At 71.6% G+C, this 25,426-nt stretch carries 26 protein-coding genes; 15 read left to right on the top strand and 11 right to left on the bottom strand.

Going from position 1 to position 25,426, the window contains the following annotated elements; translation table 11 throughout:
- The first annotated feature begins 2 nt into the window (after window positions 1-2).
- Genes OG730_RS24180 through OG730_RS24165 form a run of 4 tightly spaced genes read left to right on the top strand, consistent with a single transcriptional unit; the run spans window position 3 to window position 3,707 of the window.
- On the top strand, window positions 3-521 hold the full coding sequence (locus OG730_RS24180) for a hypothetical protein (RefSeq protein WP_327306206.1): 519 nt from the start codon (window positions 3-5) through the stop codon (window positions 519-521).
- Window positions 518-1,750 carry a peptidoglycan-binding protein gene (locus OG730_RS24175; protein WP_327306205.1) on the top strand — a complete coding sequence of 411 codons (1,233 nt, stop codon included), beginning with the start codon at window positions 518-520 and terminating at the stop codon, window positions 1,748-1,750. The genes OG730_RS24180 and OG730_RS24175 overlap by 4 nt, the downstream gene beginning before the upstream one ends.
- Window positions 1,747-2,475 carry an ABC transporter ATP-binding protein gene (locus tag OG730_RS24170; protein ID WP_327306204.1) on the top strand — a complete coding sequence of 243 codons (729 nt, stop codon included), beginning with the start codon at window positions 1,747-1,749 and terminating at the stop codon, window positions 2,473-2,475. The genes OG730_RS24175 and OG730_RS24170 overlap by 4 nt, the downstream gene beginning before the upstream one ends.
- Complete coding sequence (locus tag OG730_RS24165) at window positions 2,475-3,707, top strand: ABC transporter permease (protein WP_327306203.1); 1,233 nt, start codon at window positions 2,475-2,477, stop codon at window positions 3,705-3,707. Before OG730_RS24170 ends, OG730_RS24165 begins: the two co-directional genes overlap by 1 nt.
- Window positions 3,708-4,227: 520 nt before the next feature.
- Here OG730_RS24165 and OG730_RS24160 read toward each other — a convergent pair.
- A complete protein-coding gene (locus OG730_RS24160; RefSeq protein WP_327306202.1) occupies window positions 4,228-4,761 on the bottom strand; it encodes a GNAT family N-acetyltransferase in 534 nt (177 codons plus the stop codon).
- Window positions 4,762-4,804: 43 nt separating this feature from the next.
- Window positions 4,805-5,458 (bottom strand): DNA alkylation repair protein, encoded by a 654-nt coding sequence (locus OG730_RS24155; RefSeq protein WP_442815207.1) that lies wholly within the window; start codon window positions 5,456-5,458, stop codon window positions 4,805-4,807.
- Window positions 5,459-5,551: 93 nt separating this feature from the next.
- On the opposite strand from OG730_RS24155, the gene OG730_RS24150 reads away from it, so the two are divergent.
- The 6 genes from OG730_RS24150 (at window position 5,552) to OG730_RS24125 (ending at window position 10,541) form a co-directional block, all read left to right on the top strand.
- Window positions 5,552-6,292: an SDR family NAD(P)-dependent oxidoreductase gene (locus OG730_RS24150; RefSeq protein WP_327306200.1), complete on the top strand. Its 741-nt coding sequence runs from the start codon at window positions 5,552-5,554 to the stop codon at window positions 6,290-6,292.
- Window positions 6,293-6,933: 641 nt separating this feature from the next.
- A complete protein-coding gene (locus tag OG730_RS24145; RefSeq protein ID WP_327306199.1) occupies window positions 6,934-7,296 on the top strand; it encodes a DUF6228 family protein in 363 nt (120 codons plus the stop codon).
- Window positions 7,286-7,759 (top strand): hypothetical protein, encoded by a 474-nt coding sequence (locus OG730_RS24140; protein ID WP_327306198.1) that lies wholly within the window; start codon window positions 7,286-7,288, stop codon window positions 7,757-7,759. The genes OG730_RS24145 and OG730_RS24140 overlap by 11 nt, the downstream gene beginning before the upstream one ends.
- A 147-nt stretch (window positions 7,760-7,906) precedes the next feature.
- Window positions 7,907-9,121 carry a cytochrome P450 family protein gene (locus OG730_RS24135; RefSeq protein WP_327306197.1) on the top strand — a complete coding sequence of 405 codons (1,215 nt, stop codon included), beginning with the start codon at window positions 7,907-7,909 and terminating at the stop codon, window positions 9,119-9,121.
- A 72-nt stretch (window positions 9,122-9,193) separates the two neighbouring features.
- On the top strand, window positions 9,194-9,988 hold the full coding sequence (locus OG730_RS24130; RefSeq protein WP_327306196.1) for a crotonase/enoyl-CoA hydratase family protein: 795 nt from the start codon (window positions 9,194-9,196) through the stop codon (window positions 9,986-9,988).
- Between the two features lie 100 nt (window positions 9,989-10,088).
- Window positions 10,089-10,541, top strand: coding sequence for an NUDIX hydrolase (locus OG730_RS24125; protein ID WP_327306195.1), 453 nt, complete (start codon window positions 10,089-10,091; stop codon window positions 10,539-10,541).
- A 16-nt stretch (window positions 10,542-10,557) separates the two neighbouring features.
- On the opposite strand, the gene OG730_RS24120 is transcribed toward OG730_RS24125, so the two are convergent.
- From OG730_RS24120 to OG730_RS24100, 5 genes are all read right to left on the bottom strand, one after another.
- Window positions 10,558-11,013, bottom strand: coding sequence for a DUF6086 family protein (locus tag OG730_RS24120; protein ID WP_327306194.1), 456 nt, complete (start codon window positions 11,011-11,013; stop codon window positions 10,558-10,560).
- A complete protein-coding gene (locus OG730_RS24115) occupies window positions 11,010-11,870 on the bottom strand; it encodes a trypsin-like serine peptidase (RefSeq protein WP_327306193.1) in 861 nt (286 codons plus the stop codon). Before OG730_RS24115 ends, OG730_RS24120 begins: the two co-directional genes overlap by 4 nt.
- 137 nt (window positions 11,871-12,007) lie before the next feature.
- On the bottom strand, window positions 12,008-12,424 hold the full coding sequence (locus tag OG730_RS24110) for a PIN domain nuclease (RefSeq protein ID WP_327306192.1): 417 nt from the start codon (window positions 12,422-12,424) through the stop codon (window positions 12,008-12,010).
- Window positions 12,421-12,663 (bottom strand): type II toxin-antitoxin system VapB family antitoxin, encoded by a 243-nt coding sequence (locus tag OG730_RS24105; RefSeq protein WP_327306191.1) that lies wholly within the window; start codon window positions 12,661-12,663, stop codon window positions 12,421-12,423. Before OG730_RS24105 ends, OG730_RS24110 begins: the two co-directional genes overlap by 4 nt.
- 378 nt (window positions 12,664-13,041) lie before the next feature.
- A complete protein-coding gene (locus tag OG730_RS24100; RefSeq protein WP_327306190.1) occupies window positions 13,042-14,262 on the bottom strand; it encodes an amidohydrolase family protein in 1,221 nt (406 codons plus the stop codon).
- Between the two features lie 241 nt (window positions 14,263-14,503).
- Between OG730_RS24100 and OG730_RS24095 the strand changes: the two genes are divergently transcribed.
- Window positions 14,504-17,800 (top strand): SARP-family global regulator AfsR, encoded by a 3,297-nt coding sequence (locus tag OG730_RS24095; RefSeq protein WP_327306189.1) that lies wholly within the window; start codon window positions 14,504-14,506, stop codon window positions 17,798-17,800.
- Window positions 17,801-18,032: 232 nt separating this feature from the next.
- A complete protein-coding gene (locus OG730_RS24090; protein WP_327306188.1) occupies window positions 18,033-18,221 on the top strand; it encodes a hypothetical protein in 189 nt (62 codons plus the stop codon).
- 242 nt (window positions 18,222-18,463) lie between these two features.
- On the opposite strand, the gene OG730_RS24085 is transcribed toward OG730_RS24090, so the two are convergent.
- Window positions 18,464-19,285 carry an IclR family transcriptional regulator gene (locus OG730_RS24085; RefSeq protein ID WP_327306187.1) on the bottom strand — a complete coding sequence of 274 codons (822 nt, stop codon included), beginning with the start codon at window positions 19,283-19,285 and terminating at the stop codon, window positions 18,464-18,466.
- 160 nt (window positions 19,286-19,445) lie between these two features.
- Between OG730_RS24085 and OG730_RS24080 the strand changes: the two genes are divergently transcribed.
- Window positions 19,446-20,174, top strand: coding sequence for a class I SAM-dependent methyltransferase (locus OG730_RS24080; protein ID WP_327306186.1), 729 nt, complete (start codon window positions 19,446-19,448; stop codon window positions 20,172-20,174).
- Window positions 20,175-20,421: 247 nt separating this feature from the next.
- Here the strand turns inward: OG730_RS24080 and OG730_RS24075 are convergent, their stop codons facing one another.
- Entirely contained in the window at window positions 20,422-20,850 is a 429-nt protein-coding gene (locus OG730_RS24075) for a GNAT family N-acetyltransferase (protein WP_327306185.1), read from the bottom strand.
- A 1,213-nt stretch (window positions 20,851-22,063) separates the two neighbouring features.
- Window positions 22,064-22,579, bottom strand: coding sequence for an allene oxide cyclase barrel-like domain-containing protein (locus tag OG730_RS24070; RefSeq protein WP_327306184.1), 516 nt, complete (start codon window positions 22,577-22,579; stop codon window positions 22,064-22,066).
- A gap of 186 nt (window positions 22,580-22,765) precedes the next feature.
- Here OG730_RS24070 and OG730_RS24065 point away from each other — a divergent pair, with 186 nt between their 5' ends.
- Window positions 22,766-23,767 (top strand): GlxA family transcriptional regulator, encoded by a 1,002-nt coding sequence (locus tag OG730_RS24065; RefSeq protein ID WP_327306183.1) that lies wholly within the window; start codon window positions 22,766-22,768, stop codon window positions 23,765-23,767.
- Window positions 23,768-23,918: 151 nt separating this feature from the next.
- Window positions 23,919-24,677, top strand: a complete 759-nt coding sequence (locus tag OG730_RS24060) for an MBL fold metallo-hydrolase (protein ID WP_327306182.1) — start codon at window positions 23,919-23,921, stop codon at window positions 24,675-24,677.
- 42 nt (window positions 24,678-24,719) lie between these two features.
- On the opposite strand, the gene OG730_RS24055 is transcribed toward OG730_RS24060, so the two are convergent.
- Entirely contained in the window at window positions 24,720-25,376 is a 657-nt protein-coding gene (locus tag OG730_RS24055; protein ID WP_327306181.1) for a hypothetical protein, read from the bottom strand.
- Window positions 25,377-25,426: the final 50 nt, after the last annotated feature.

The raw sequence follows: 25,426 nt of genomic DNA, 5'->3' as shown, positions 1-25,426 counted from the left end.
CCATGAAGCGATCCACGACCATGACCACGGCCGCGCTCCTCACCGGCCTCACCCTCTTCGTCACCGCGTGCTCGGGCGGCGCCGGCGACTCCGACGGAAAGAAGGACGAGAAGAACGGTTCCTCGAATTCGAGCGGTACGGGCGGCAGCGGCGGCGGTGGCGGAGCGGACGCCGACAACGCCCTCAAGATGCGCAAGTGCCTGCGCGACAACGGCGTCGACGCCCCCGACCCGAAGCCCGGCGAGGACCCGCGCGGCATGACGCTGGGCGCGGGCGAGGACCAGGAGGTCCTGAAGAAGGCCATGGAGAAGTGCGGGATGCAGGCCCCCGGCTCCGGCGGCGAGATGCCGCAGGCGGAGAAGGACAAGGCCCTGAAGCAGGCCAAGTGCATGCGGGACAACGGCTTCGACATGCCGGACCCGGAGTTCAACGGGAACGCGCGGAGCGGGTTCTCGATACCCGAGGGCGCCGACAAGGACAAGTTCATGGCCCAGCTGAACAAGTGCAGCGGGGACCAGTGAGCAAGGGCAAGAAGTGGGTCCTGGGCTCTCTGGCCGTCGTGCTCGCCGTCACGGGCGGCGGGTACGCGGTCGTCGCCCAGGCGGGGACGGACGGGGGTGGTGGCGGGGGCGGCGGCGACTCGAAGCAGGGCCGCGCGGACGGTCTGCCGGGGGCCACGTCGCCGGTGAAGCGGAGCGACCTGAGCGCCGGGTTCAAGGCCGACGGGACGCTGGGCTTCGCGAAGGAGCGCAAGCTCAACGCGGTGGGTGCGGCGGGTGCGGCGGGCGGGTCCGGCGGGTCCGGCGGGGCGGGAACGGGAGGCGCGGCCGGGGCCGGGGCCGGTTCGGGGGCGGGCTCCGGCTCCGGTTCCGGTTCCGCGACCCTGACCTGGGTGGCGCCCCCCGGCTCCTCCGTCGAGCGCGACGGCAAGCTCTACGAGGCCAACGGCAAGCCCGTGCGCCTGATGTACGGCTCCACCCCCATGTACCGGTCCCTGAAGTCCGGGGACAAGGGCGAGGACGTCAAGCAGCTCAAGCAGAACCTCCAGGCCCTCGGCTTCGGCACCGGCCTGGACACCACCGACGGCACCTTCACCGACGGCACGGTCACCGCCGTCAAGCGCTGGCAGAAGTCCCACAAGGTGAAGGAGACCGGGGAGGTCGGCAAGGACGACATCGCCTTCGCCTCCGGACCCCAGCGGGTCCAGAAGAACGACATGGCCGTCGGCGACGAGGCCACCGCCGGCAAGCCCGTCCTGACCCTGACCGGCACCGAGCGGATGGTCCGCCTGCAGCTCGACGTGGCCAAGGCCGGCAAGGTCAAGACCGGCGACCCGGTGACCGTGGGCCTGCCCGGCGGAGGCACCGCCAAGGGCAAGATCAGCTCGATCGGCACCACCGCCAACGGCGACGACCCGTCCTCGGGCGGCGGGGGCGGGGGTGGCGGCGCCGGCGGGGACAAGAAGCCGAAGGTCGACGTCGAGGTCGCCCTCGACAACCCCGCCGAGGCCACGGGCCCCGACCAGTCGCCCGTCTCGGTGGGCCTGACGGGCGAGGTCCGCAAGGGCGTGCTCTCCGTACCCGTCAACTCGCTCCTCGCCCTCGCCGAAGGCGGTTTCGGAGTCCAGGTCGTCGAGGACGGCAAGGTCCGCGAGATCAAGGTCGAGCTCGGCATGTTCGGCCAGGGCCGGGTGGAGGTGAAGGGGGACGCCCTCAAGGAGGGCATGCTCGTAGGGGTCCCCGCGTCATGAACAAGCACGCCCACGCGGTCGTCGAACTGACCGGCGTCACCAAGGAGTACCCCGGCGGGGTCGCGGCCCTGCGCGGAGTCGACCTCACCGTCATGAACGGCGAGCTCCTCGCCATCGTCGGGCCGTCGGGCTCCGGAAAGTCCACGCTCCTGCACATCGTGGGGACGCTGGACCGGCCCACCGCCGGCCACGTCGCCATCGCCGGCTACGACATCGCCAGCCTCTCCGACCGAGCGCTTTCGGCGCTGCGCTCCCGCCACGTCGGCTTCGTGTTCCAGTCCTTCCACCTGGTACCGGGCATCAGCGCCCGCGCCAACGTCGCCGAGGGACTCCTCTACTCCGGCCTCTCCCGCGCCGAACGCGGACGGCGGGCGGAACGCGCCCTGGAGCGCGTCGGCCTCGGCGACCGCATGGACCACCGGCCCCACGAACTCTCCGGCGGGCAGAAGCAGCGCGTGGCGATCGCCCGCGCGGTGGCGGGCGAACCGGACCTGCTGCTCGCCGACGAGCCGACGGGCGCCCTGGACACGGCGTCCGGCGAGTCGGTGATGGAACTGCTGCACGAGCTCAACCAGGACGGGGCCACCATCGCCGTGATCACCCACGACAACGAGATCGCCGCGAGCCTGCCCCGCCAGGTCCGCATCCGCGACGGCGAGATCGTGGCCGACCTGTGGAACGCGGACGCGGTCGGGCACACCGGCGCCTTGGGGGTGGGTGCGTAATGGGTGCCCGTACGAAAGCGCGCGCCGCCGAGAAGAAGGCCCGCAAGCTGTCCCCGCCGCGCCTCGGCCCCCGGGACGTGTTCCACGTGGGATCGGCGGGGCTGCGCTCGCGGCCCATGCGCGTGTTCCTGTCGGCGCTCGGGATCGCGATCGGCATCGCGACGATGATCGCGGTCGTCGGCATCTCCTCGTCGAGCCAGGCCAAGCTGCTCCAGGAACTCGACAAGCTCGGCACGAACATGCTGGTCGCCACCCCCGGCCCGTCGATGTTCTCGGGACAGGACACCCAGCTGCCGAAGGACGCCCCCGGCATGATCGGCCGGATCGCCGGGGTCGAATCGGTGGGCGTGACGGGCGACGTGAAGGAGTCCGTGCGCCGCAGCGAGAACATCCCGAAGGAGGAGACGAACGGCATCGCCCTCAAGGCAGCGCAGGGCGACCTCCTGAAGACGCTCCGGGCCCGGATGCACAGCGGAAGCTGGCTCAACGACGCGACGGGCCGCTACCCGTCCGTGGTGCTCGGGCACGTCACCGCCGAGCGCCTGGGCATCACGGGTCCGGGCGGACAGGTGTTCATCGGCGGCCAGTACTTCACCGTCATCGGCATCCTGGACCCCATCCCCCTCGCGCCGGAGATCGAACGCTCGGCGCTCATCGGCTGGGACGCCGCACAGAGCCTCCTGGGCTTCGACGGCCATCCCACGTCCGTCTACGAACGCTCCGCCGACGACCGCGTCCAGCAGGTCCGCGGCCTCATCGGCAAGACGGCCAACCCCGAGAACCCGAGCGCGGTATCGGTCACGGACCCGTCGGCGGCCCTCCAGGCGAAGGCCGCCACCGAGGGCGCCTTCAGCACCCTCCTCCTCGGCCTGGGCGGCATCGCCCTGCTGGTCGGCGGGGTCGGGGTGGCCAACACGATGATCATCTCGGTACTCGAACGCCGCCACGAGATCGGCCTGCGCCGCTCCCTGGGCGCCACCAAGGGCCAGATCCGCATCCAGTTCGTCACGGAGTCCCTGCTCCTGTCGGGCCTGGGCGGCCTGGCCGGCATCGCCCTGGGCGCAGCGGCCACGGCGGTGTACGCCCGAGCCGGCGACCTCCCCTGGGTGGTCCCCCTGTGGGCCGTCACCGGAGGCTTCGCGGCAACCCTGGCCATCGGCACGGTGGCAGGCCTCTACCCGGCGGTCCGCGCGGCAAAGCTATCGCCGACGCTGGCGCTGCAGGCGGGGTGAGGGGGGTGGGGTGAGGGGGGTGGGGTGAGGGGGGTGGGGTGACCCTGGCTTGTGCTGCGGGTTGGTCGGTGGCGTTGGCATGGTGCGGTGGGAGCCCGGCAGTCCAGTGTCCTTTCGGTGCGGGCCGGTCCCTCAAGGGCGCTCCCTGCGGTCGCGTCGCTTCGCGATGGCCTTCGGCCACCCTTGACCGACCGACCCACCCCGAAACGCCACAAGACTTCCGGGATCCCCCCGAGGAACGGCCGGGAGGGAGATGAGGGAGGAGCGGCCCAGTCGGACATTCGCAGCCCCCTCAGGCCAGTGGGCATCCATACACGGCCCCGGCAGGACAGGAAGCTCAGCCGGTACGGAGGCGTGGGGCGATCAGAGCATCCAGGGCCGGGCGTCTGGACACCCTTCCCGTGACGGTCGCCCGCCACCACGAGCGAGAGGGGGACGAGACGGCTCTCGGAGTCGGTGGGCGCGACAGATCGCTACACACTCCCACTCGGCTTAGCGACTAACCACCGTCCCTGGCTGGTCAGGTGGGGTTCGCGGGGAGTTCGAAGACGAGGTCGATTCCGTCGGTCTCGTTTCCCCGCTCGGCGACGCGGGTGAAGCCGAAGCCCGCGATGGTGGCCAGGGAGGCCGTGTTGTCGGATCGGATCGTGGCCCGGACTGTCCTCACATCGGGTTCTTCGGCGGACCTGGCCAGGAGGGCGGTCAGCATGGCGCGCGCGTAGCCCTGGCGGCGGTAAGTGGGGACCACGCTGTAGCCGACCTCGACCACGCCCTCTTCGTCCGGCGGGCCGTGGAACCCCGCGTCGCCTATGACCGTCCCGTCCGGCTCCGACACTGCCGCCCGGGTGGTCCAGGGTGCGGAGGACGGGTCCTTGGCGTGTTGGTCGGCTCGGTAGCCGAAGATCCAGCGGGCACGATCGGATACGAAGTGCTCGTCGAGGGCCACCCCGGCCTCGGCGCTGCCGCCTGCGAGATCGCCATCGGCGAGTGCCCGTAGGGCCTTCGCGTTGAGCTTGACGAAGCGGACGCGTTTCGGAAGAAGTTCATTGCTCATCGCGGCGATGCTCACCCAGGGCACGAAAGCTGTCCACCGCTTTTCAGCCCGCCGCCTTCTCCTCCTTCCGGCGCACCAGCTCGTTGATCCAGGCGGGCGCGTACGGCGAAGTACAGCCGGGAGGCGTCGGATAGTCCTTCAGAACCTCCAGGCGCTCGCCGATGGCGAGTGCGCGGGCGCGGTACTCGGCATGCTCGATGCCGATCTGGGCCAGGCAGTGGTTCATCGCCCATTGCAGGCGGTCGGGGGCGTCCTTCATCTCCGCCTCGATGACGTCGAGCAGTCCCGCGAGATCCAGACCATCGGGCTTCTTCGCCACCCGCTCGGTGGTCAGCGCCCACCCGGCACTCGCAACCACGGGATCAGGATCGGCGAACCACACCAGCCGCAGCTCTTCCGCGTGCGGACTCTTCTTCACCACGTAGTTCACGAGCCAGTCGTGCACCTTGGGCGTGCGCGCGCCGCGCAGCATGGCGTCCAGCTCGTCCCGCCCGAAGGCCTTCGGGCGGCAGATCAGGATGGCCAGCAGCCTCGCGGCCGTGTCACCCGTCTCCCAGAGCCCGCCGGACAGTTCCTGCTGTGTCTTCAAGCGCTTCGCGACCGCGCGCAGCTTGCCGAGATTCACACCGTGATCGTCGCCGTGCTTCTCGTTCACCGCCCGGACCTTCGGGTCCTCCAACGCAGCCAGCTCGGCCATCACCTCGGCCACCACCACCTCAGCCACCACCGTCTCCTCTCCCTCACGCACGAGATACACCCACCAGGGAGAACGATGGCAGGATCCACCGGCATGGGGATTGAACAAGTGGATCGGCCCGTCGCCGTAGTCAGCGGGTCCACGTCGGGGATCGGTGAGGCTGTCGCTCGGAGGCTGGCAGCGGACGGGATGCGGGTCGTCGTGCACTCGCGGCGCAGCGTGGAGGCTGGGGAGGCGCTGGCGGCGGAGCTCGGTGGGGCGTACGTACGGGCTGATCTGGCGGTGGAGGAAGAGGCTCGCGGGCTCATCGAGGCGACACTCGACCGGTTCGGCCGGCTGGACGTCCTCGTGAACAACGCGGGCATCAGCTGGCCGATCCCGCACGACGACCTGGCCGCCGCAACGCCTGCGGACTGGCGGCAGCTGCTGGAAGTGAACCTGATCGCACCATGGGTCCTGTGCACGGCAGCGCTTCCGGCACTGCGCCGCTCCCCCACGGGCGGCAGCATCGTGAACATCACCAGCCATGCCGGGGTACGCCCCAAGGGCTCATCGGTCCCATACGCAGCGAGCAAGGCCGCACTGAACCATGTGACCCGGCTGCTCGCAGCCGCACTCGGCCCAGAGGTCCGGGTCAACGCGATCGCTCCCGGCCTGGTGGACACACCGATGACCAAGGACTGGGCTCAAGCACACGAGTTGTGGCGAGATCGCGCCCCCATGCACCGCCCGGCTCAGCCCGCCGACGTGGCCGACCTCGTGGCGTCAGTAATCACCAGCACCTACCTCACCGGCGAAGTCATCGTGCTGGACGGAGGATTGAACCTCACCTGAGCCAAAGTGTGGTGGCCATCCCGTCTACTAGTTCCACCAGTTCAGCCAGTTCAGCTGGCTCAGCTGGCTCAGCTGGTTCAGCTGGCTCAGCCAGGGACGGTGGTTAGTCGCTAAGCCGAGCGGGAGTGTGTAGCGATCTGTCGCGCCCACCGACTCCGAGAGCCGTCTCGTCCCCCTCTCGCTCGTGGTGGCGGGCGACCGTCACGGGAAGGGTGTCCAGGCGCCCGGCCCTGGATGCTCTGATCGCCCCGCGCGTCCGTACCGGCTGAGCTTCCTGTCCTGCCGGGGCCGTGTATGGATGCCCACTGGCCGGAGGGGGCTGCGTATCTGCAACCGGGCCGCTCCTCCCTGTCCTCCCTCCCGGCCGTTCCTCGGGGGGATCCCGGAAGTCTTGTGGCGTTTCGGGGTGGGTCGGTCGGTCAAGGGTGGCCGAAGGCCATCGCGAAGCGACGCGACCGAAGGGAGCGCCCTTGAGGGACCGGCCCGCACCGAAAGGACACTGGACTGCCGGGCTCCCCCCGAACCATGCCAACGCCACCGACCAACCCGCAGCACAGGCACACCGGCTGCTGCGCAGGTTCACCCGCGGAGGCTCTCTTCCGGCCTCGGACATCGCCTCACCAACGGACTTCGAGACCCGGATGAATGGCTGCGTCCACTACGCCATCGAGGCTTGCGCGACCGGTCTGCACGCTCGCCTGGACGGCGTGGCGGCCTGGAACTGGAGTGCCGACCTGGCTCCCTTCCTGGAGAAGCTCTCCGCGGACTTCCGGGGCTGGGACGGAGAGCGGGTCTGGCAGACCATCGACCGCGATCTCACGGTCAGAGCAGTCTTCCGCTCGGGCGGTCATGTCGGGCTGACCTGGACCCTGCGTCCGTGGCGCATGTCCGTCGGCAGCTGGGAGGCATCCGTCACCACCTGGCTGGAAGCCGGCGAGCAGATGTCCGCTCTCGCAGCCGATGTCCGGCACTTCCTCGGCCAGGAGGCCGGTCATGGCGGCTGACATTCAGCTCGTTTGGACCCTCAGCGGGCCGGGATGGGCCGACTGCACCATCTCCGATCATCAGGCGGAAGCCGCGCTCGAGGCCTCGTACATCTCCACGGCCCCCGAGGACCTACTGACGGCGGTGGCCCGGCTCGTCGGCGGTGAAGTCGAGGCGCGCGTGCAGTTCGAGGCGGAGCCCACCGCGTTCCGCTGGATCTTCTACCGCGAGGGCACAGACGTGTGGATTCGGGTGCTGGAACTGGCCGACGGCGGCAAGCACGACAACGCCGGAGCCGAAATCTGGTCGAGCCAACAGAGCATCGACACCGTGGCTCGCGCCGTCGTCCGCTGCTTCGACGAGGTCGCGCGGAGGTACGGGGAGAGCGGGTTTCGCGGCAAGTGGGGTGAGCACTTGCCCCGCTTCGAACTCGAAGCCCTCAGAGAGGCCTGGCACAAGAGCCGCCCCCTGGAGAACACCTGAGCCCCAACCCCTAGATCCGCATCCTCCTCCCACACGTGCCCGTTGAACCGGCGACTTGTCGATTGCCGATTCCGGAGCGTCCGTGCCAGTGCCCCTCTCTCCACCCCACCCCCTTCCACCCCGCCCCCTTCCACCCCGCCCCCCGACGTGCTGGCCGCGCGGGCTCGGGACCCGTACCCCTACTTCGCCTGGCTGCGCCGCCATGCGCCCGTGCGTGCGGAGCGCCGGGACGGGCGCCCCACCGTGTGGCAGGTATCGCGCTACGAGGACGTCCGGGCGCTGCTCACCGACGAGCGGCTGAGCAAGGATCCGGGGCGGGTGCCCGGCTACGTTGCGGGGCCGGCCGGGCTGAACCGGCATCTCGTCCATGCCGATCCCCCGGACCACACCCGGCTGCGGACCCTGGTGAACACGGCCTTCGTGCCCCGCCGCATCGCCCAGCTGGAACCTTTCATCACATCCACCGCGCACCAGCTCCTCGACCGCGTCGAGGGCCATGTCCACGTGGACGTGATCGGGGACTTCGCCGCGCCCCTCACCTTCCGGATGATCTGCGCGATCCTCGGTGTCCCGGAGGAGTTGGACAACGCGGAGACCCGCGACACCCTCATGGCCACCATCGCGCCCGCTCCCGGTCTTGATCCGGCACGGGTGGAAGGCGCGCTGCACGCGCTGCTCGACCGGCTCGTCGCCACGAAACGTACGGGCGACGAACAGAGCGGAGTGGACCTGCTGGGCGCGCTCGTACGGGCCAGCGACGAAAGCGGCGCGATGAGCGAGGAGGAGCTGCGGTCCACCGCGTACCTCCTCCTCCTGGTCGGACACGACACCACCATGAACCTCATCGGAAACGGCACCCTCGCCCTCCTCCACAACCCCACCGAGGCCGCCCGGCTCACGGAGGTGACGGGTGCGACGGGTGCGACGGGTGCGACGAGTGCGACGAGTGCGACGGCACCCGACCTCGTCACCACCGCCGTGGAAGAGCTCCTGCGCTACGACTCCCCCGTGCGGGACGCCACCTTCCGCTGCGCGGCAGAATCGATCACCCTCCACGGACAGCGGATCGGCGAGGGGGACATCGTCAGCCTGCTCATCGGCTCGGCGAACCGGGACGGCGACCGTTTCCTCGAGCCGGACCGGCTCGATCTCGGGCGGACGCCCAATGACCACCTGGCCTTCGGCTACGGGCCCCACTTCTGCATCGGTGCCGCCCTGGCCCGCCTCGAAGGCGCCGTCGCGCTCCCGCTCCTCCTCCAGCGCCTGGGCAGCGTCGTACTGGCCAAGTCCGTCGACGAACTGCCCTGGCGGCCGACCCGCGTCATGCGCGGACTGGCCGCGCTGCCGGTGGTACGGAACTGACTGACTCCCCAGCACCCCTTCCCCAGCCCAGCCCAGCCCAGCCCAGCCCCGCCCCGCCCAGGAGGCCCCCACATGCCCGACCCCGGCCCCGCCGTACTGACGACCGAACCCACCCCCGGCGTCCTGCTCATCACCCTCAACAGGCCGCACGTCCGCAACGCCGTCGACCGGCCTCTCGCCGAGGCCCTGGACGCGGCCCTGACCCGGCTGGAGGAGGATCCGTCGCTGGCCGTCGGCATCCTCACCGGCGCGGAGGGCCACTTCTGCTCCGGCATGGACCTCAAGGCCTTCCCCACCGAAGGCGTCCCCGTCGTCGCCGGGCGCGGGCTGGCGGGGCTGACCCGGGCCCGGCCGCGCAAGCCGCTCATCGCCGCCGTCGAGGGTGCGGCCGTTGCCGGCGGCTTCGAGCTGGCCCTCGCCTGCGACCTGATCACCGCGGCGGACACCGCGTTCTTCGCCCTGCCCGAGGTGGCCCGCGGCCTGATCGCCGCCGAAGGCGGAGCGATCCGTCTGCCCGGCCGGCTCCCGTACCACGTGGCGATGGAGATGCTCCTGACCGCGGCCCCCCTGCCCGCCGCCGACGCGGCCCGCTACGGCCTGGTCAACCGCCTCACCCCCGAGGGCCAGGCCCTCGAAGCGGCCCTCGCCCTGAGCGCCCGCGTCCAGGAGCACTCCCCCCACGCCGTCCACATCACGAAGCAGATCGTCCAGAACACCCGCGGCCTGGACGACCACGCCGCGTTCTCCGTCCAAGACCCTCTCAGCACGCCCGTGTTCGCCACCACCGCCGCCACGGAAGGCGCCCGCGCCTTCACCCAGAAGCGCTCCCCGGCCTGGGACGGCCCGCCGACGCCCCAACACGCCTGACCCGGACCCCGCGCCGCTCCTCACCCCCGCTCCTCACCCCTGCTCCTCACTCCCATCCGACCTCTCCCACCCCCCGCACCCCCCGTCGTACGCTGGTCTGATGCACCCTTCACCTCGAACTCCACGGCAGGCAGCCAGAATCGTCGTCCTCAATCCCGCCGGATCTGTTTTCCTCTTCCGCGAGAACAACGTGGAAGTCGGCATCCACTGGCTGCCGCCCGGCGGTGGCATCGATCCCGGGGAGACGCCCGAGGAGTGCGTACGGCGGGAGTTGCGGGAGGAGACGGGCTGGACGGACCTGGAACCGGAGCGGCTGCTCTGCACCTGGGAGCACGACTTCACCCACACGGGCATCCCGGTGCGCCAGTACGAGCACATCTACGTGACCACCGGCCCGCACCGCGATCCGGTACCGGAGTACGCCGGGGCCCACTGGCGGTGGCTGTCGCCGCGGAACCTCGCCACCCTCGGCGAACCGCTATGGCCGCCGCGCCTCGCCGAACTGCTCGACGAGGCCCCCACCGAGCCGGTGCACTTGGGGCTACTCGCCTGATCCTGCTCGCCTGATCTCAGCGCGGCATCCGCCGGGACAGCTCCCGGGCGGCCGCGCGCAGCTCGGACTCCGCCAAGGGGCCCCACGGGTCCGGGAGCGGAACCTGCGCCTGGACCTGGACCTGGACCTGGACGTCCCGCGCCCCCTCCAGCGAATCGGCCGCCGGCCCCGGCCCCGGCCTGTGCACGTCCACGCCCGCCCGGTCCGCCAGTACCAGCACGGTGGCGACGAATCCCTCCGAGAGGGCGCGGATGATGGCGTGGCCGGTCTGGCCGTGGCGGACGACGAGGGCTTCGGTGAAGACGCCGAGAACAGCCGGGTCGATCTGGCACTCGTCGTTCTCCATCGGGCCGATGCCCGACGGGAGGCCGAGTTCGGCCTCGAATACGGCCACTTGGCGGTGAAAGAGGCGGGCGGCGCCGTTCGAGGGGTTCCAGAGGGTCTCGTCGCCGAGGTCGTAGTACTGGCTCACCTGCCGGTCCCCCCTCCCGCGCCACCCGTCGCCCGTGCGTACAGGTCCGCCGCGTAGCCGGTCAGGATCGTGCTCGTCGAGACGTCGTCCGTGTCACCTCCGGTCAGGACGCCGATGATCTTTCCGTCGGCGGCGATCCACGCGCTGCCGCTCGTGCCGGTGGGGAAGTCCGCGCAGTCGAAGCGCTGTTCGGTGGTGCTGATCCGTACCGCGCGGGACACGCAGGTGCGCGGGTCCTTGCGGTGCGACGGGTAGCCCGTCACCGTGACCTGCTCGTCCGTGCGGCCCGTGGTGTCCAGGACGGCGGCGCCGGTGACGTCCTCGACGTTGCGCCCCGCGTCGTCGGGAGCGAGGCGGGCGAAGGCCAGGTCGTAGTCGTCGTTGGTCCCGTCCGACCAGCGCGGGTCCTCGAACACCTCGGCGATCTTCCAGGTGCCGTACGGGGCCCGCCCGCCCGCGTACGCGGGTGCGAAGGAGGCTCCGCCTTCGCCGGCCCGGCCGGCGAGCAGGCAGTGGCCGGCGGTGGCGATCAGGTTCCGCCCGGGGCTGTGCACGACGGTCGCCGAACAGTAGTGATCATCGGTCGTACCGCCCTCGAACAGCGCCCCGGCGAAGGCCACGGGCCCGCCCGGCGTGGCGGGCGAGACCGACGCCCCGGGGGTCCGGCCATCGGACCGCCGAGCCTGTTCCGATGATTGCGACTGCGATGCCGACGGTGACGGCGTCGCCCTGGGGGCCGCCTTCCCGGAACCGCGGGCCTTGCCGTCGTCAGCCGGGACCACCTTCGTCATGGCCGCGGAAGCGCCCAGCGCCACCGCCGCGCAGAGCACCGCGGTCACCACGGTCCGCTTGTCCACCACAGACACCCTCCCCCTTTGCTCCGGCGAAGCATGCCCTGCCTGTGACGGCCCCCGCAAGGCTGACACCCGCCCCAGGCGTTGACGGGCACCGCGGGCTTCGACGGCCGGGCCGACGACGCCCGCCCCTGGATCCCTCAGTCGGCCGTTCCCCGCGGCACGACCCATCGCATCGGCTGGCCGGTGACCTCGGCGATCATGTCGTAGTCACCGTCGTAGTGCAGGACGGTGGCTCCGCGCCGTTCGGCGGTCGCCGCGATGATCAGGCCCGGGAGCGAGAGCGCCTTCCAGTTGCCCCCCTCGATGAGCTTCCTCTGCACGTCCAAAGCCCGGCCCCACGTCTCATCGGGAGTGGGAAGCCAGTCGAAGGCGCCCATGCCCTTGCGGACCCGGTCCGCATCGGCCTTCGAGCGGGAGCTGTACATCACTTCCAGCTCCACGGCACCGCACACGGCGAGGACTCCCGCCACGTGGAGGGGGAAGACGACCTTGTGCACCGCCGGCTTCGGATAGCGCGCCAGCGCGGACTTGTCGATCAGGAAGCGCTCGGTCATGCCGCCCTGTCCCGAACGTGCTCCTCGTCAGTGAAGGCGGTCTCCGCGGCCGGTTCGACCGGGCCCGTCAGGTCGGGCAGCCCGCCCTCGGCGATCCAGTTCAGGAAGTCCTCCCGCTTGCGCCGGTTGACCACGTCCTGGAGGGCGGCGTTCACCGTCGCCACCTTCGTCTTCGTCCCGAAGAGCTCGGCGGCTTCCGCCAGCAGGGCGTCATCTACGTCGATCACGGTTCTGGCCATCGCGAACCTCCTCAGCGAGGGGCCGACCGACCCCCGTCCACTTAAACGATATCAAGATCGGCGTCAAGAGATATCGTTTCTGTGGGCACGGCTCACCCCTCGGCGTCGCCGACGACCCGTCGCGTGATCGCCAGCTGCCCGCGGCCTATCGCCCGGAGGATCCAGCCGATGGCGTACAAGCAGGCCAGCCAGCCGAAGGCGTGCACCAGCCAGACGCCGGTCAGGGTCGGGCCGCCCCAGGCCTGGTGGTAGTCGGTGTCGCCGTACCAGATGGGGTAGCACTCGGGTGAGAGGCCGCAGCGCGCGTCGGCCCCCGGGAGATCCCCCGGGAGATCCCCCGGGGGCCGACGCCTGCCACACCACCACCGCCACCACCCGCTACGCCCCCGGCCAGCGGCCTTCCGGGGTCAGGCCCAGCAGGTCGATCGCGTTGCCGCGCACGATCCGGTCCACCACGTCCGGGGCCAGGTGACCCATCTGGGACTCGCCGACCTCACGGGATTTGGGCCACGTGGAGTCGGAGTGGGGGTAGTCGGTCTCGTAGAGGACGTTGGCGACGCCGATGGAGTCCAGGTTCTTCAGACCGAAGGCGTCATCGAAGAAGCAGCCGAAGACGTGCTCCGCGAAGAGCTCCGACGGCGGGCGCAGCACCTTGTCGGCGACGCCGCCCCAGCCGCGGTTCTCCTCCCAGACCACGTTCGCGCGCTCCAGGATGTACGGGATCCAGCCGATCTGGCCCTCCGCGTACATGATCTTGAGGTTCGGAAAGCGTTCGAACTTGCCGCTCATCAGCCAGTCCACCATCGAGAAGCAGCAGTTGGCGAAGGTGATGGTCGATCCGACGGCCGGCGGCGCGTCCGCCGAGGTGGAGGGCATGCGCGAGGAGGAGCCGATGTGCATGGCGATGACCGTGCCGGTCTCGTTGCACGCCTCCAGGAAGGGGTCCCACTCGTCCGTGTGGATGGAGGGGAGCCCGAGGTGGGGCGGGATCTCCGAGAAGGCGACCGCACGGACCCCGCGCGCGGCGTTGCGGCGGACCTCGGCGGCGGCCAGGCGGGCGTCCCAGAGCGGGATGAGGGTGAGCGGGATGAGACGGCCGGCGGCTTCGGGGCCGCACCACTCCTCCACCATCCAGTCGTTGTACGCGCGCACGCCGAGCAGACCGAGTTCGCGGTCCTTGGCCTCGGTGAAGGTCTGGCCGCAGAAACGCGGGAAGGTCGGGAAGCAGAGGGCCGACTGGACGTGGTTGACGTCCATGTCGGCGAGCCGGTCGGGAACCGAGAAGGAGCCCGGGCGCATCTGCTCGTACGTGATGACTTCGAGCTTGATCTCGTCGCGGCTGTAGCCGACGGCCGTGTCGAGGCGGGTGAGGGGTCGGTGCAGGTCCTCGTACACCCACCAGTCGCCTATCGGTCCGTCGTCGCCCTTGGCCCCCATGACGGGGGCGAACTTGCCTCCCAGGAAGGTCATTTCCTTCAGGGGGGCGCGGACGACGCGGGGGCCGACGTCGTGGTACTTGGACGGGAGCCGGTCCCGCCAGACGTTGGGGGGCTCAACCGTGTGGTCGTCCACCGAGATGATCTTCGGGAAGGTCTCCATGTCCTCACGGTAGCGCCAATCTGACGAACCGTCAGCTAGTTGAACAGGGATGGATGCGTGATCGGTACGGACCGGGGCGCGGGCTCCTCGCCGACCGGCACCGGATCCACACGGACCCGGCACGGGATCCGCACGGACCGGCCGCCGGATCCGTACGGACTGGGTCCGCTACGGACTGACGTGTACGCGCAACACAGGGCAGACTGGCCCTTACACCTATGGAAGGCAGGGGGGAGACCAGATGGACGGCACACCGGCCATCCCGCACCAGCGGAACCACCCCGAGTCCGGTGACACCGCCATTGCCGCAGCCGCCGGAGTCGGCGCCGTAGCCGGAACCGGAGTCGGAACCGGCGTCGGAGCAGGATCAGGCCCCGGAACAGGCCCTGGAACAGGCCCCGAAGCAGGCCCCGCCGGCGAAGCAGCGCCCGCCGCGGAAGCCCGCGCCGCCGAGGCCGTCGACGCGGCCCCGACCCCCGCCGCAGCCACCGCCCCCGCAGCCCCCGCGACGAACGCCGCCACCGGCGGCAACCGGTTCTCCGTGCTCGGCCCCATCCGGGCCTGGCGCGGCGGCGAGGCGCTGAGCTCCGGGACCCCGCAGCAGCGGGCGCTGCTCGCGGTGCTCCTGCTCCGCGAGGGCCGCACCGCGACCGCGCCCGAGCTCATCGACGCCATCTGGGGCGAGGACCCGCCGCAGCAGGCCCTCGCGACCATCCGTACGTACGCCTCCCGCCTGCGCAAGATCCTCGAACCCGGGCTCCTCGTCAGCGAGTCCGGCGGCTACGCGATCCGCCTGCCCCACCCCGAGGCCCTCGACCTCGGCATCGCCCGGGCCCTCGCCGCCGACGCCGAGGCCGCACGCGCCGGCAGGCCGAAGGCCGAAGGCACCGGAACGGCCTCGGCCGGTACGCACGGCACGCACGGCGCCCCCGCCACTCCCCCCACCCACACCCCCGCCTCCACCTCCGCCGGCAAGGGCGACCGCGCCCTCGCCCGTACGCTGCTCGCCCGCGCCCTGGACGTCTGGGACGGCGAACCGCTGGCCGGCGTACCCGGGCCGCACGCCGACACCGAGCGCACCCGGCTCGCCGAGTGGCGCCTCCAGCTGCTGGAGACCCGCCTCGACCTTGACCTGGAGCTCGGCCACCACGCCGAGGCCGTCTCCGAGCTCACCGCGCTCACCGCCGCCCACCCCCTGCGGGAGCGGCTGCGCGAGCTGCTGATGCTCGCCCTCTACCGCAGCGGACGCCAGGCCGAGGCCCTCGCCGTGTACGCCGACACCCGCCGGCTCCTCGCCGACGAACTCGGCGTCGACCCGCGCCCCGAACTCGCCGAGCTCCAACAGCGCATCCTGCGCGCCGACTCCGAGCTCGCCCGAGCCGAGGACCCGGCCCCGGCGGCCGCCCCCGCACACGTGAGGCCCGCCCAATTGCCCGCCACGGTCTCCGACTTCACCGGCCGCACCAGCTTCGTCCGGGACCTCGGCGCGATCCTCTCCGGCGCCGAGGGGCAGGTGATGGCGGTCTCCGCCCTCGCCGGCATCGGCGGCGTCGGCAAGACCACCCTCGCCGTGCACGTCGCGCACGCCGCCCGCCCGCACTTCCCCGACGGGCAGCTCTACGTCGACCTCCAGGGCACCGAGGCCCGCCCCGCCGAGCCCGAGGCCGTCCTCGGCTCCTTCCTGCGCGCCCTCGGCACCCCCGACTCCTCGATCCCGGACTCCCCCGCCGAACGGGCCGCGCTCTACCGCTCCACCCTCGACGGCCGGCGCGTCCTGGTCCTCCTCGACAACGCCCGCGACGCGGCCCAGGTCCGCCCGCTGCTGCCGGGCACCGCGGGCTGCGCCGCCCTCGTCACCAGCCGCGTCCGGATGGCGGGCCTGGCCGGCGCGCACCTCGTCGACCTCGACGTGATGAGCCCCGAGGAGGCGCTCCAGCTGTTCACCCGGATCGTCGGGGCCGAGCGGGTCGGCGCCGAGCGCCAGGCCGCCCTCGACGTGGTGGGCGCCTGCGGGTTCCTGCCGCTGGCCATCCGCATCGCCGCCTCCCGGCTCGCCGCCCGCCGCACCTGGACCGTCTCCGTGCTCGCCGCCAAGCTCGCCGACGAGCGCCGCCGTCTGGACGAGCTCCAGGCCGGCGACCTCGCCGTCAAGGCCACCTTCGAGCTGGGCTACGGGCAGTTGGAGCCCGCGCAGCAGCGCGCGTTCCGGCTGCTGGGGCTGCCCGACGGGCCGGACATCTCCCTCGCGGCCGCGGCGTCCGTACTCGACCTGCCGGAGCACGACACCGAGGACCTGCTCGAAGCCTTAGTGGACTGCTCCCTCCTCGAATCGGCCGCGCCCGGCCGCTACCGCTTCCACGACCTCGTACGCCTCTACGCGCGCGCCTGCGCCGAGCGCGACGAGCAGCCGCCGAGCGGGTGCGACGGCGCCCTCGACCGGCTGCTGGACTTCTACCTGGCCACCGCCGCCGGGGTGTACGCCCTGGAGCGGCCCGGAGACCGGCTCGTGGCCCACCTGTCGGCCACGCGCCACCCCGGCCTGCGCTTCACCGAGCCGCACTCCGCCCAGGACTGGCTGTACGCCGAGGCCGACCCGCTCCTCGCGTGCGCACGGCAGGCCGCCGTACGCACGACCGGGCGGCGCGACCTGCTGCGCCGGGCCGTGGACCTGCTGTGGGCGGCCAAGGACCTCGCCGAGTCGGGAGCCAACTCCAAGCAGTACGAGTCGGCCGCCACCGCGCTGTGCGAAACCGCCGAGGCCGCGAAGGACCCGTACGCCGAGGGGCGCGCCCGTACGACGCTCACCAACACCCACCTGGTCGCGGGCCGCTTCGCCGAGGCCGACGCCGAGGCCAGCCGGGCCACGTCGCTCGCCCGTACGGCCGGGGACGTGCTGCCCAGCTGCTGGGCGCCCAACGACCGGGGCATCATCGCGATCTACGAGGGCCGCTACGACGACGGCGAACGGTACCTGCTGGAGGCCATCGCGAACTTCCGCGCCGACGCGAACCACGTCGGCGAGGCGAGCGCCCTGTGCAACCTCTCCCGCATCCACGTGGAGCAGGGCCGGCTCTCCAGCGCGATCGACCTCGCCCAGCAGGGCATCGCCATCTACGACCGGATGGGACTCACCCTGCGCCTGGCCAACGGCCGCTACGCGCTGGGCATCGCCCTCACACAGGCCGACCGGCTCTCCGAGGCGCACTCCCAACTCAACGACGCTCTGGCGCTGTTCCACGAGAACCGGCAGCCCCTGTGGGAGGGCGTGACGCACTTCCGGCTCGCCAAGGTCCACCTGGCGGCGCGCCGGCCCACGCTGGCGGCCTCGCACGCCGAACAGGCCATCGCCCTGCGGGGGATCGGCGGCGAGTGGAATCGCGCCCGGGTGCTGACCGTGCTCGGCCGGGCCCTGCGCCAGTTGGGGCAGCGGGACCGGGCGCGGGTGTGCTGGCGGGACGCCGAGGTGGTGTTCACGCAGCTCAAGTCGCCGGAACTGGCGGAGGTTCAGGCGCTGTTGGCGACGGAGATCGCCGCCTGAGCCTCACCCGGGCCGCGCCTGAGCCTCACCCGAGCCGCGCTCGAGCCGCGCCTGATCCGCGCCTGACCCTTCGCTGAACGAGGCGTTCATCGTTCGTTTATCACCACCCGCCAGGATGGGGTTCATCGACTCGACGTGTCGGGGGGCACTCCCGGGTCGATCGGAGGACGACCCGTTCGGCGGTCCGCGGGGGAATCGCCGAACGGGACCCACCCACCCATCAGGAGAACCGATGACGACGAACGAGAACATCAAGCCGGCCGACGGCGAAACCGGTCCGCTCGACAACCAGCTTTCGGATGTCGACATCAAACCTCTGGACAACCACGCCGCGGGCGTGGAGATCAAGCCGCTCGACAACCACGCCGCGGGCGAGGACATCGTGACGATGGACAACCACGCGGCCGGCGGCGGCCTGTAGGTGGGGGCGTAGTCCTCAGGACTCACAGACGCGTACGGCCCGGGAACACGGGGGAACGGGGGATCCGGGCCGTACCGCAGTACGTACCACGGGGGACCGGGGGTCACGGGGGACCAACGGGGTGCACGGGGGAACGGCGGCCGCGGTGGCCAGGAGGGGGACCACCGCGGCCGCCTCACGTGCGTGCGCGCGCAATCGGCGGGGCGGGGTCGGGGGGCGGCTGCGGGGCGCGGCGGGAGGGCTCAGCCGCCGAGCTGGAGCAGCCGCTGGACGCCCCGCGCGGCCTCCAGCAGCGCGGGCGAGAACCGCTCCAGTTCCGCCCGCGTGTTCAGCGAGGCGGCGGTGGTCAGGCTGACCCCGCCCACCGGCAGGCCCGCACGGTCGAAGACCGGCGCGCCCAGGCAGCGGACCGAGCGGTCGTGCTCCGCGTCGTCGACGGCGTAGCCGAGCTCCCGGACCGTCCGCAGTTCGTCCGCGAGGCCCTCCCGGCCGGTGAGGGGCCGCAGGACGCCCTCGATCTCCTCGGGCGGCAGGTGCGCGAGGACGGCCTTGCCGATCGCGGTGGTGTGCAGGGGGACGCGCATGCCGACGCGCGAGGAGGTCCGGTGGGACCCGGAGCTCTCGATCTTGCGGATGTACGTGAGGGCGTTGCCGCTGCGCAGGGCCAGGTGGACGGCCTGGCCGGTGCACTTCTGGAGGAATTCGAGGAGCTCGACGATGCCCTCGGGCCGGTCGGCGGAGATCTCGGCGGCCAGGGTGCGCAGCCGCAGGCCGACGCCGTAGCTGCCCTCGCCGTCGGTGACGGCGTAGCCCTGCTCGACGAGGGAGACCAGGATCCGGTAGGTGCTGGATTTGGGTATCCCGGCGGCGGCGGACAGTTCCGCGAGCCGGTGCGGGCCGCCGAACGCGGTCAGCGCCTCGGTGATCCGCAGGGTCTTCTCCAGGGCACTGCCGCTGCTGTGGCCCTGGCCCTTGCCGGGCCCGTGGTCGGGGCCCTTGCCGTGCCCGTGGTCGGGGCCCTTGCCGTGCCCGTGGCCGACGCCGTGGATCATGCCCTGGCCCACGCTCCGGCCCGGCACCTCACTTCGTATGGCATTGACCACGGAATCCCCAAGGGTTGGTAAAACGCTTTGATTCACCCTACGTCACGGGATGCCCGTTTTGCCCGGGGCCGAAGGGCCCGAAATGCCAGGCGGGCGCGCCCTCGCTGACTAGGCTGACCGTGTGTTCACCTCCCAGGGCCCGACCCTCCGCGAACTGGCCGTACAGGCCCTGTCCTCCATCGAGCGGGGCTACGACCTGCTGGCCCCGAAGTTCGACCACACCCCCTTCCGCACCCCCGACCGGATGCTCGACGCCGTCGAGGAGACGCTCGCCCGCCACGAGGGCCCCTTCGACGCCGGACTCGACGTGTGCTGTGGCACGGGCGCGGGCCTCGGCATGCTGCGGCGGCTGTGCCGGGGGCGGGTGACCGGGGTGGACCTGAGCTCGGGCATGCTCGCCGAGGCCGGGCTCGCCCACCCCGAGGAGCGGGTGGACCTCCTACGGGCCGACGCGCGCTCCCTGCCCGCCGCGCTCGGGGACTCGTACGACCTGGCCGTCAGCTTCGGCGCCTTCGGCCACTTCCTCCCGGCGGAGCGTCCCGCGGTCTTCTCCGGGGTCCACGCGGCCCTGCGCCCCGGCGGCGTGTTCGCCTTCCCGATCGGCGCCCCGATCCCGCCGAGCCGCCCGGCGTGGTGGGCCCTGTCCGGCTTCGACGCGGCGATGCGCGTGCGCAACGCCGTCTGGCGCCCGCCGTTCGTCATGTACTACCGCACCTTCCCGCTCGGCGGAGTCCGTACGGACCTGCGCGCCGCCGGGTTCACGGTGGAGACGCTCCCCCTGGACCACTTCGGCCGCCGCCCGGACGGCACGCCGAGCTGGCGACTGGTCCTGGCCCGCCGCCCGGCCTGACCCGTACCGCCACTCCCTCGCCGGCAGGCGGCCGATGTCGGAGACCGGGCCGAGGTGGCCGAGCTTGTCGGGGTCGGACACGGCATGGACCGCCCGGACCACGCCGTCTGCGATGTCAGGCCCGACCACCTGACCTACGTCCTCCTGGCCGCCTTCGTAGCCTGGGGCCGCTTCACCCCGGCACCCTTCACGGGCCGACCGAGGGCCGGGCGCGGGCCCGTCGTTCGCTGAGCCGTGGGGGTGCCGCTCAGCGGACCCGTGGGAGGCCGAAGGCCGACATTTTCTTTTCCTCGTAGGAGAGGAAGCCGAGGGAGCGGTAGAAGGCGTGGTTGCGGGGGCCTTCCGGGGTTGACTCGTGGTCGGTCGAGAGGAGGAAGAAGCGGCAGTGCGCGTATCGCTGCTTCAAGTGCTCCATGAGGTTCCGGCCGATTCCCTGGCGGTGGTACTTGGGGTTGACCAGCAGGTCCTGTACGTAGCAGATCGCCTCGTCGTCGGAGAGGGTGCGGGCCAGGCCCAGGAGCGCGCCGGACTCGTTCCTGGCGGTGATGACCAAGTGCGAGTTCGCCAGGCCGCGGTAGAGCTTTTCGGGGTCGCGGGTGTAGCCCTGCCAGTCGACCGAGTCGTAGAGCTCGAATATCTCCCGGGGGTCGAACTCTGCCTCTTCCGCGATGATCACGCCGGTCCCGCCTGTCTCGAACTTGGGTTCTGGAGACCGAACCTACCGGGACGCGGCCGGCCGCGACCCGGTGGGGCGCGATGCTTCTTTTGGTCTGAAGTACCTGGGGAAAGACCTCTTCCCAGACCCCTCCAGCCTCCCGCCGGGCGGCGCTCACTCACACGAGTGAATGGGCCAACTGAGGTGGATTTCGCGGTGGTTGTCTGGCATATGCTCGCCCCGACAACTCAGAGAATGAGACGGCCCCCGGCGGGACGGGAATCCCGGTCGAGGGCCTGACCAACGAGGAAGTAGACCCTTCCCCATGGCTTCGGTGCACTTTACCGCGCCCTCGCGCGCGACATACGGCGTTCGGCACGCCAACGTCCGGCTCACCGGGCGGTTCACCGTCGTGAGCAACGACCTCATTCAGCATCCCGAGATGTCGGCGGTCGCACGGATCCTGGGGATCTACATCCAGTCGCTGCCGAGCGGGACTCCCATCGGCATCAAGGACCTGGTCAGACGGCTGCCGCTCGGGGAGACCTCCATCTCCAACGGGCTGCGGGAGCTGGTGGCGTTCGGGTACCTGGACCGGTCCCTGGAGAACCTGCCGGGTGGGCAGATCGTCACCCGTACGGTGTCCTACAACCACCCCCGGGCCGCCGTTGTCGTGGCGGCGCGTCGTGGGCACGGGCACGGGCACGAGCACGAGCACGCAGCCATGGCGTCAGAGGGGGCCGCCCCGGAGACACCGCCGGTGGCCGCTTCCCCTGAGCCCGCTGCGCCTGTGGAGACCGACGCGGCAACCGATGTAGAGGTGAAGGCCGCGCCCGCCGGGCGGTTGCCCGTGCCACGGGTGCCGGACGATCCCGGGCGGCGGCGGCTCGCGTGTGAGGTGCTCGCGGAGTTGCGGCGGGTCGATCCGCGGCTGTTGCTCGGGGAGCGGGACGTACGGTACCTCGCGGGCGGGGTCGAGGCCTGGCTGGAGCGCGGGGCGGGGGTGCAGGCCATGGTGGCCTCCCTCACGGCGAAGCTGCCGGTGGGGCTGCGCAATCCGGCCGGGCTGATCGCCCACCGGCTCACGGCCCAGTTGCCACCGTCGCTGGTGCCGGTGCCCCGCGCGCCTGCCTTCGTACCGCCGGACCCCTTCGTGATCTGTCCGGACTGCCAGCGTGCCTTTCGCAGTCCGACGCCCGGGGTCAAGTGCAGGGGATGCAGTGCTCAGGGAGGGTCAGCGCTCGAGGTCGATCGTGAAGCGCCGCTCGCCCGGAGCGATCGTCTCGGCGTGGATCGAACCACGGGCCCGGTCGTACTTTCCGGTGCCGCCGGTGATCGCGTTGTCGAAGGCGGGCGGAGGGCCCGGGACGAGGTGGCCGAAGACCATGCCTTGGGCGGCGATCTGGCCGCCCGGGAGGCTGTAGGTGACCACGCAGGCCTCGGCTCCGCCGTTGTCGACCCGGGTGGTCGTGCAGGTACCGCCGGTCTCGCCGACCTGGTTGCCGTCCTTGTCGAAGAGGATCGAGCGGAAGACGGTCCGGTCGCCCTGGGCGGCGGCGCCGCCGGGGTTGACGGGGAAGCGCGACTGCTCCGCTAGCCGGCCGGTGAGGGTGATGACCTGGCCCTTGCCGTTTCCGTTTCCGTTTCCGTTGCCCTTGTCGTTGTCGTGGGCGGAGGCGAGGGGGGCGCAGGCGAGAAGGGCGACCAGTGCGGTGGCCACGCCGAGACCGGCTGTTCTGATGGGGCGCATGGGGGCTCCTGGGTCGGAGTGCGGGGCTCATGGATGGGGGGCGACCCATTACTAGCCCCGGCTCCACGGCCGCCCGGAGTGTCCCGGCGCGACCCACCGTCAGATCCGACCGATCGGACCAGCCGTGTCCGGATCTGACAGAACCTCGTCATTGCGGCCATCACTGCGGGGCGCGAGGATCAGCGCATGCCCTTACCGCACAGAGTCGTCGTCGTGGCCTTCCCCGGTACCGAACTGCTCGACGTCACCGGCCCGGCCGAGGTGTTCTCCGTCGCCACACGGGTCGCCGCCAGTAACAGGAGTAACCGCAGTAACAGCAACAGCCCCGGCTATCTCGTTCAGATCGCCACCGCCGACGGCGGGCCGGTGACCACCTCCAGTGGTGTCAGGCTGCTGGCGGACCTGGCCCTGGACGAGGTGCACGGCCGGGTCGACACCCTGCTCGTGGCCGGTGCGGTCAACCGGGTGGGCGACCGGGTGGAACCGGTGATCGACGGCGTGGTCACCGACTGGCTGCGTGACGCGGCGCCTCCGGCCGGCAGGACCGGGTCGATCTGCGCGGGAGCGCACCTGCTGGCCGCCGCGGGCCTACTGGACGGACGCTCCGCCACGACGCACTGGCTCACCGCCGCACGGCTGGCCGCCGACCATCCCGCGGTCGCGGTGGATCCCGACCCGATCTTCATCCGGTCCGGGAGCGTGTGGACCTGCGCCGGTATCACCTCGGGGCTGGACATGGCGCTGGCGATGGTCGCCGAGGACCACGGCCAGGCCCTTGCCCTGGCCACCGCGCGGATGATGGTCATGTACGTCAAACGCTCGGGCGGACAGAGCCAGTTCAGCGTTCCGCTCTCCGCCCCAGCGACGTCCGGCGACCGGATCGACGACCTGCGCGTGTGGATCGCCGACCACCTCACCGAGGACCTCTCCGCGGAGGCCCTGGCCGCTCGACTGCACCTGAGCGTGCGGCACTTCTCCCGGCTGTTCCGGCTGCGTACGGACAGCACGCCGGCCGCCTACGTGGAATTCGCCCGCCTGGAAGCCGCCCGGCGGCTGCTGGAGGAGGGCGACGGCGGCCTCCCGGAGGTCGCGGCGGCCAGCGGGCTCGGTTCGGTGGAGACCTTGCACCGCTCCTTCCAGCGCCGGCTGGGGACCACACCCGCGGAGTACCGGCGCCGGTTCCGGTAGTCCCTCTTCCCCTAGTCCCTCTTCCCCTACGCCATCCGCCCCCGCCCGCACCGTCCAACGGTCGCCCGGCGGATCCCCGGCATGCCCGCATGCCCGCAGCGCCCCAGTCGCCTCGCCCCACCTCACCTCACCTCACCTCACGGAGGACACCGTGTCCCTTACGAAGGTCATCCCCATCCCCGTCATGGGCCGTACCGCGATCAACGCCTACCTGATCCTGGGGCGCAGGCCCGTGATCGTCGACGCCGGGACACCCGGCAGCGGGCAGAAGATCCACGACCGGATCACCGAGCACGGAGTGGACCCCCGCGACGTCTCGCTGATCGTCCTGACGCACGGGCACATCGACCACTTCGGGTCCGCCGCCGAACTGCACCGTCTCACCGGTGCTCCCGTCGCCGGGCACATCGCCGACCTCGGCCCGTACCGCAGCGGCCGGGTGCGCGAGCCGTACCTGCCCACCGGCCCGATGGGCCGGATCATGGACCGGAACAAGGAGCTGCACGTCCGGGCCGAGCCCGTCGAACCCCAGGTCCTGATCCGCGGCGAGACCTCCCTGGAGGACTTCGGGATCGCGGGCCGCATCATGCCCACTCCCGGACACACCGCCGGGTCGGTCTCCGTGCTCACCGACGACGGGGACCTCGTCGCCGGGGACCTGGTCGCCAACTCCTTCATGGGCCTCATCCCGGGCAAGCCGGCCAACCCGCCGTTCCACGACGACCCGTGGCGCAATCTCGTCAGCCTCCGCGAGATGCTCGACCTCAACCCCGGCCGGCTCCATGTCGGCCACGGCGCCCCGCTGGACCCCGACCGGGTCCGCCGCTGGGCCGACCGCGAGCACGCCCGCCTCTCGAAGCGCGAAGCGGCCGGCCGCCGCGTCGCCACGCGCTCCGGGGAGACGGACTGACCGTTCAGGATGACCGCGCTGCCGACCCGCGCCCCCGCGAGGTCATGCCCGGGTTCGAGCGGCCAGCCATGTCCTGACCTCCCGCCAGGCGGCCTGGCTCTCCGCCTCCGTGCCCCACCACCACCAGAACGGCGACAGCGAGTCGTCGTACGCCAGCTCCTCCCGCCACCGGTCGGCGCTCTCCGTCAGGTGGCGGCGCGCGATCGTGCCCCTCTCCGCCTCCCAGCGGGCGAGCCACGGGGTGACCGAGGAACTCGCGGTCGCGCAGCTCTCGAAGACCTCGTCCACCCGGGTCGGCGGCGACTCCGTCCGCAGGGACCGGGTCCACCAGGCCTCCAGGAAACCGGACACGGCCCCGGCCTGCTCCCGGGGCCACCGCGACCACCCGGCGGCGGCCAGTCCGCGGGCCATGAGAGCGGGCTCGTCCGCACCCCCGGCCAGCATCACGACGAGCTGCGGCAGGGCTCGACGGATGATCGCGGGCTGGTCGCTCCAGTGGAAGGGATCCTTCTGTGCGACCCGGCGGACGAGATCCGTCGGGAGCGGGGCGTCAGGGGTCCGCAGCAGCTCGACCTCGACCTCGCCGAAGCACCGGCCGCACCCGGCCTCGTCCGCTCGGGCCGTCATGCCGCCGAAGGCCGTCGCGACCCTCGCCACCGCGGCGGCGAGGACATCGCCCTCGTCATCCGGAGAAGTCATCGTGCGTCCCATCGAGACTCCAGCGGGTCTCCCCGGCCGAAGAGAGCGAC

The sequence above is a fragment of the Streptomyces sp. NBC_01298 genome, assembly GCF_035978755.1.
In the GTDB taxonomy this organism is placed as follows: domain Bacteria; phylum Actinomycetota; class Actinomycetes; order Streptomycetales; family Streptomycetaceae; genus Streptomyces.
This window is presented reverse-complemented; position numbering and strand designations above follow the sequence as displayed.